General features: G+C 39.0%; 7 protein-coding genes. All 7 read right to left on the bottom strand.

What is annotated here, in order from left to right; translation table 11 throughout:
• Positions 1–517: 517 nt before the first annotated feature.
• Positions 518–1,684, bottom strand: coding sequence for a formylglycine-generating enzyme family protein (locus ABIL39_12205; protein MEO0166889.1), 1,167 nt, complete (start codon positions 1,682–1,684; stop codon positions 518–520).
• 153 nt (positions 1,685–1,837) lie between these two features.
• Positions 1,838–3,202 (bottom strand): caspase family protein, encoded by a 1,365-nt coding sequence (locus tag ABIL39_12200; GenBank protein ID MEO0166888.1) that lies wholly within the window; start codon positions 3,200–3,202, stop codon positions 1,838–1,840.
• Positions 3,162–4,394 carry a tetratricopeptide repeat protein gene (locus ABIL39_12195; GenBank protein ID MEO0166887.1) on the bottom strand — a complete coding sequence of 411 codons (1,233 nt, stop codon included), beginning with the start codon at positions 4,392–4,394 and terminating at the stop codon, positions 3,162–3,164. Before ABIL39_12195 ends, ABIL39_12200 begins: the two co-directional genes overlap by 41 nt.
• A gap of 27 nt (positions 4,395–4,421) precedes the next feature.
• The gene (locus ABIL39_12190; GenBank protein MEO0166886.1) at positions 4,422–4,616 is read right to left on the bottom strand and encodes a hypothetical protein; all 195 of its coding nucleotides are present in this window, start codon (positions 4,614–4,616) and stop codon (positions 4,422–4,424) included.
• Positions 4,609–4,932, bottom strand: a complete 324-nt coding sequence (locus ABIL39_12185; protein MEO0166885.1) for a hypothetical protein — start codon at positions 4,930–4,932, stop codon at positions 4,609–4,611. Before ABIL39_12185 ends, ABIL39_12190 begins: the two co-directional genes overlap by 8 nt.
• Before the next feature lie 82 nt (positions 4,933–5,014).
• Positions 5,015–5,410, bottom strand: a complete 396-nt coding sequence (locus ABIL39_12180; GenBank protein ID MEO0166884.1) for a HEPN domain-containing protein — start codon at positions 5,408–5,410, stop codon at positions 5,015–5,017.
• On the bottom strand, positions 5,407–5,913 hold the full coding sequence (locus ABIL39_12175) for a nucleotidyltransferase domain-containing protein (GenBank protein ID MEO0166883.1): 507 nt from the start codon (positions 5,911–5,913) through the stop codon (positions 5,407–5,409). Before ABIL39_12175 ends, ABIL39_12180 begins: the two co-directional genes overlap by 4 nt.
• Positions 5,914–6,086: the final 173 nt, after the last annotated feature.

Raw genomic sequence — 6,086 nt, 5'->3', positions numbered from 1 at the left:
TTTCTACACGCCGTTACCCGAGGAATATTTAATATCTCAGAAAAATCATCCGCAGTCAATGCCTTCTTATCTAATAAGATTTCAATCATCCTAAGTCTGGTCTTGTTGGCCAATCCCTTAAATAATTTTAGTAAAAGATTCATTTCTCACCTAACCTTTAAATACCTGTCCACAAATGCGAATTTGTGGTTTGTCAATCTTCAGTTTGAAAACTATTATGAATTATATTTAAAACCATAGAAAAATCAAGGAGTAATTGTGCAAAAATGCGAATTTGTGGAATAGTAATTGTTATCGTGTGAGGTGAATTTCTCCCTTCTGTCATTCTGAGATTCTTCACTCCGCTTCGCTCCGCTCAGAATGACAAAAGGGGGCTCCGTACAGAATGACAAAAAATGTATATCCGTGTAATTCGTATATGTCCATTTTATGCGTAATACCAGATTTTCAGATTCATCCCGTTAGAGGGCAAACCCCTCTAACGGGATTGCCAGATTTCCAGATATTCAACAAATTGCTACCTCGCAGGCGAACCACAACGAAACCCGATGTCACAGTAACTCCACGCAGGCAAGTAGCTGTTGCGATTCGCGCACCGCATGTCCCTGGCGCCGTAGCACCACGCCCCGCCACGCACCACACGGAATTCACCAGATGAAGGACCTTGAGGATTGTTAATCGCACTCCTGCCATAATAATTCTCATCATACCAATCACTACACCACTCCCAAACATTACCCGCCATATCATAACAACCATAAGGCGATACACCACGCTCATAAGTACCAACCGGGGAAGTGAATTGATAGCCATCATTCACTGATTTATCGCGCCAAGGGTAATCCGTTTTTTTATCCGCATAATTACAGCGCGCAAACCCACCTGAACCTGGCTTTTCATTCCCCCAGGGATATTTCCTTCCATCAGTTCCCCTTGCCGCCTTCTCCCACTCTGCCTCGGTCGGTAATCGCAATCCTGCCCAATCACAAAAAGCCTTGGCATCCTCCCAGGAGACATTGACCACTGGATAATCAGGGAAGTTGGTAAAATAATTCGGCATTGCGGTAAAATCAGGGTCAGGTGGATAACTTCTACCTGTCGCATCACAGAATTTCTTATACTGGGCATTGGTAACCTCATATTTGCCAATATAATATTCATCAAGATAAACAGTATGCACAGGTTTTTCGTCATCATCGCCATCGTTGGAACCCATTGTAAATGTACCGGCCGGAATCTTTATCAAGATTATCCCGGTTTTTTCATGGCGATATTCTTCGTAGCCTTTTGAATTTTTGCCCAGATAGGTAAGACCGGGGCGAGACGGCACAGGGCTGGGTGCTTCAACACCGCCAACCCGCCTTGCAATGACCTTAAAGACAAAATTATCTCCGACCAAAGAATCAAAATCTGCACCTGCATCCCAGATGATGTGTTTATTTTTACCTGGAGAAATCTTGGAACCATAATCGCCAGAAAGGGTCTGAGGAAGAATGCTAAAACTTCTACCACCATCACTGGAAAGGGTTAGCGAAACACTAAATTCCCTGCCACCCTCAGTATCTGAAAGGTCGTAATAAATATCTACCAGATTTGAACCCTCTCGCTGACTGAACCTGACATTCTCAATGATAACACCAGCATAAGCAACAGTCAGAAGGAGAGAAAAAGAGATGTATTTCATATCCATCTACATTTTACTCAAGAACTATCTAAAATCAAGTGGGGATTTTTTTGCCACTTACCTGTGCAAAAATGCGAATTTGTGGAATGGTTAATTTCATACTTCGCCATTCCGAAGTCCGGTATGAATTTATTTAAGGCTCGTTTCGGAATCTCATTTAACCTTGCCGACCTTCAGGTTTGCCTTTGTACCTAATGGCTCGGGAAAGACCTTCGGAGTCTGGGTATAGCCCAATCTTCTGGACTCCTGCAAGATTTTGGGCTGGCAGTAGTTGTAGAGTTCGCCAAGGGTTATCCAGTTGTCGCCATTGGCATCGGCTTCGCCACGCAGACCTTTTAAGAAATAGTAAGTGAACAATCCATGTCTCTTGGAATCTAAATCCTGACTGATTTCACTGGCATCAGAAGCAGTGATTACTGCTACTTTTTTCAATGTCTCGGGAATTTTTACGGGCACCAAAGGCCTCTTGCCCTCTTCTATCACTGACCTGCCACCCGCACCAGAAAAACAGGCATCCAATGCAACGACAATGTTGTCGCTTGGCAGTTTCTCTAAGGCGCCATAAAACCTTGATAATGGATATAACTTTGAAATAAATCCCGGCTCGCCATCGTAAGGCACCAAATACGCATCACCTTTTTCTGGATTTGGTGTCCCATGACCGGCAAAATAGACAAAGACAAAGGAATTTTTAGTGACATTGCGGGCAAGCCATTCTTCAATGTAGGCAGTCAGGTCGCTTAAAGCAGCCTTCTCATCCGTAAGCATCATAATATTTTCATTTGGAATGCCACAGACATTTATCAAATAATCCCTTATTGTCTCAGCATCCCGTTTGGCATATTTTACCTTCGGAATCTTTCCTGACCGATAATCAGAGATGCCAATAATTACGGCGTATGCATCCTCCCTTCTAAAAGAAGTGGAACTCAACGGCTGGTCAACATCAATTAGGGTGGAGATGACCTCTCGCTCCCTTTCTACCTTTGCTGGTTGCATTGCAATTAAAAGTTCACATTCTTTAAGGGCATCAAAACCTTGTGCTTCAGTAACCCTAATTATCAGATTCGCATTATCAGGCTCAATCTTATAAGGCAGAACTGCCTCAAAAACCGCCATCTTTTCAGCGCCAGCAGGAATATCACCAATAAACTTTTCTCTGCCCCAATAATTCAACGCCTTACTCTCACCAGAGAGAATGACCTTAACCCCTTGGGCAGTTCCTTCACCATGGTTTTTGACAACCACTTTTAAACTAATCTTTTCCCCACCGGAGAGAATTCTGTCGCCATTTTCGTCATTAATAGTATAATTAAAAACCAATCGTGGTGGAATGTTAAACACTGTTGCAGGTGGTTTTTTATAGCTAATTTTACCAATACCTATTATTTCTCTGGCGTAGAGCGACACGGGATAACCAGAATGCAGTTGATTAGCTTTTCGCCAATCTTCAAAGGCAAGGTTTTTATTACCTAATTTATGGTGGGCATCTCCTCTTAAGACTGTAAAACATCGCATTTTTTGGTTCTTTCTCTATCCCTTTCGTGCAATATTCAATTACTTTTTCATAGTCTTTTTTACAAAAGGACTTTAAGCCTAAAATTGCATCATTTTGACTGCTTTTAGGTGTCTTCGTGAGAACTGCCAAACCCGCGTCACAGTATTTTACAGCATTAGAATAATCATCTATTTGACGGTATACTTCAGCTAAAACACAATACGCTTCTGCTGAATTATATTTAAGTTCTATCGCCTTATTACAATCCCTTATCGCCAAATCGTATTCTTTTTTGAAAAGATAGATCATCCCACGTGCAATATAGTATGAATAACTGTCAGCCATATCTGGTTCAACTTCTAATGCCTTGTTGCAATCATTTATTGCCGAATCATATTCGCCTTTACCAGCAAAGGCCTTAGCACGTACAATATACGCTGTAGCTAAATCAGTTTCAAGTTCTAATGCTTTTTCACAATCTTTTATTGCCTTATCATATTCACAGTTCATCACATAAAAAACACCTCTGTTGGCATAAGCCAATGCACATGGTAGAAGTTCAATCGCTTTATTTAAATCATTCATTGCCAAGATATATTCATTCGTTTGTGCATATGCTAGGCCCCGAAATAAATATGCTAAATAAAAATCGCACTTTAAATCAATTACTTTATTAAAATCACTTATTGCTAAATCATATTCGCATTCGGCCATAAAAGCATTACCCCGTAGGAGGTATGCCGCTGGTGCCAAATCGGGTTTTAATTCCAACACTTTATTAGCCTCTTTTATCGCTAAATCATATTCGCCCTCATAAAGATAAGCATAACCTCTATATAAGTGCACCTCAATAGCATCAGGGTGTAACTCCAATGCCTTATCATAGTCTTTAATTGCTAAGTCGCACTTCCCTTTAAGTACATAGCAGTTACCCCGATTAACATATGGTTTGATGAATTCCGGTTTAAGCTCTATTGCCTTATTATAATCATTTAATGCAAGCTCATACTCTTTCTTTTGAAAATAAGCATATCCCCGATTATTGTAAGCAACAGCATCTTTAGGATTTTTTTGAATATAAAGCGTATAATAGTATATAGCAGTATCATGTTTGCCCTCCTTGTCCGCTTGATATCCTTTTTGGAAATAAGACGGAGTACAACCAAGCAATGTTAATATCACTAATTTTACCACAATCTTCACCCTACCCATAATTCCTCCTGAACTTTCTTATCTCAATTAAACACTATTGATGGTTAATTTTTCCTCCGTTGCCACCAAGCGTCTTACCTTCAATTTGTATTTCTTGATAATTGCTTTTGATTCCTGCGCAATTTCATCTATTACAGCCTTCAATTTTTTATCTTTTGTTGACTCGTAGTGTTCTTCCCTTATTTTGTGAAGTTCAGCCATTGTTTTTGGTTCTCTAATCATAACCAATCACCTCCTCGGGGATTGAAATTATTATTCCTTTATAGCCCTCCAATGTGGCTAAAGCATTTACTTTTACTTTGGTTTTGAGTTTTACAATAGCCTGATAGAGATTCAATTTGGCAAGCAGACTTTCTCGTTTACTCTTATCTTTTGTTCTATTTATTTCGGTGATAACAATATCAGAAATAAAGATGCCATATTTCTTCGTTGTAATTTCATCAAAGAATTTTTTGGTGACATCTCTGAATTCAGGGGTATCATCAGCAAGTAAAAAATTCCAGACTGATGTCTCTAAGTACAATTTCAACCTTTTCATAGCAATATCCTACTCTGATTAGAAAACAAAGTCAACCCCTCCAGCAAAATCCTTACCCTACCCATAATTCCTCCTTTTACACTCAAACTCCAAAAATCTTTTTTATCTCTTCTATCACAAATCTTGCATCTGCCTCTGCTTTCAGGGCGTCATTCTCGCTGAATTTTATTTCTAAATAAAAAGAAGGACCTCTGGTTTCAGATAACCAGAGAGATATCTCTTCTATCTTTTTCAAAACTTCATCTGCTACAGGCACTTTTTCCTTTGCTCTTCTTGCGAAAATATCGCCAATATGATGAACCTTGGGATAATCAAAGCCTAATATCTTTAAAGCACCTTTGAGGGCAAGTTCTACAACCTCTTGAGAGCGACGGACTACTAAGTTATAGTTTTTATTTCGTAATGCATTGGCGACATCGGCTTCAAATATTTGCTGGGCTTCATTTATAAGTTCTATTCCACTTTCCTTATTCGTCATAATTCAAATTCCTCACCAAATTTCAAATCGGGTTTTAAATCCCAATACCAGCGACCATCATCTAATACGATTTTTCGAGAACCGAGTTCCTCAATCCGTTTCTTGAATTCATTTAGCTTTTCCCTAAAAAACCTTGTCGGGTCATAAAGAATTATCCCCTCATCTATTATGTCTAAATATATATTACGATTTTTTAGAGCATCCTCATAAGTTAAAATAAGATAGGAAAAATACGGAACTAATCCATTACGAGAATATTCTTTAAAGATTTCGCTCATCTCAAGATTTTTCTGCGCTTTTATAATAGGCTTAAGCTTCTTATAATAACTTGTATCCACATCTTTTACCACAATAAGAAGGTCTATATCACTGTTTATGGCTGCCGAACCCCTCGCCACTGAACCATAAAGAACAACTGAAATTAAGGAATCACCAAGTTCATTTTGAAGAATAGATATGTAGGCTTCCAGTAATTTTTTATAAGACTCATAACCAATCTTCATAATGTGATTATATATTATTTTCCATTTCTGTCAATAGACTATATCTCTGAGTACTCCTCACTTTTAATCTTCGGTTGGGCATAACTTTTTGAAACAAAAAAGCCACGGGTATTTGGATAAATCCAGCTTATCCAATAATTCTAAACCCAATCGGAAACTGCTTAACAATTTCT

The organism is candidate division WOR-3 bacterium (genome assembly GCA_039802205.1).
In the GTDB taxonomy this organism is placed as follows: domain Bacteria; phylum Hydrothermota; class Tepidihabitantia; order SM23-42; family JAOAFX01; genus JAOAFX01.
This window is presented reverse-complemented; position numbering and strand designations above follow the sequence as displayed.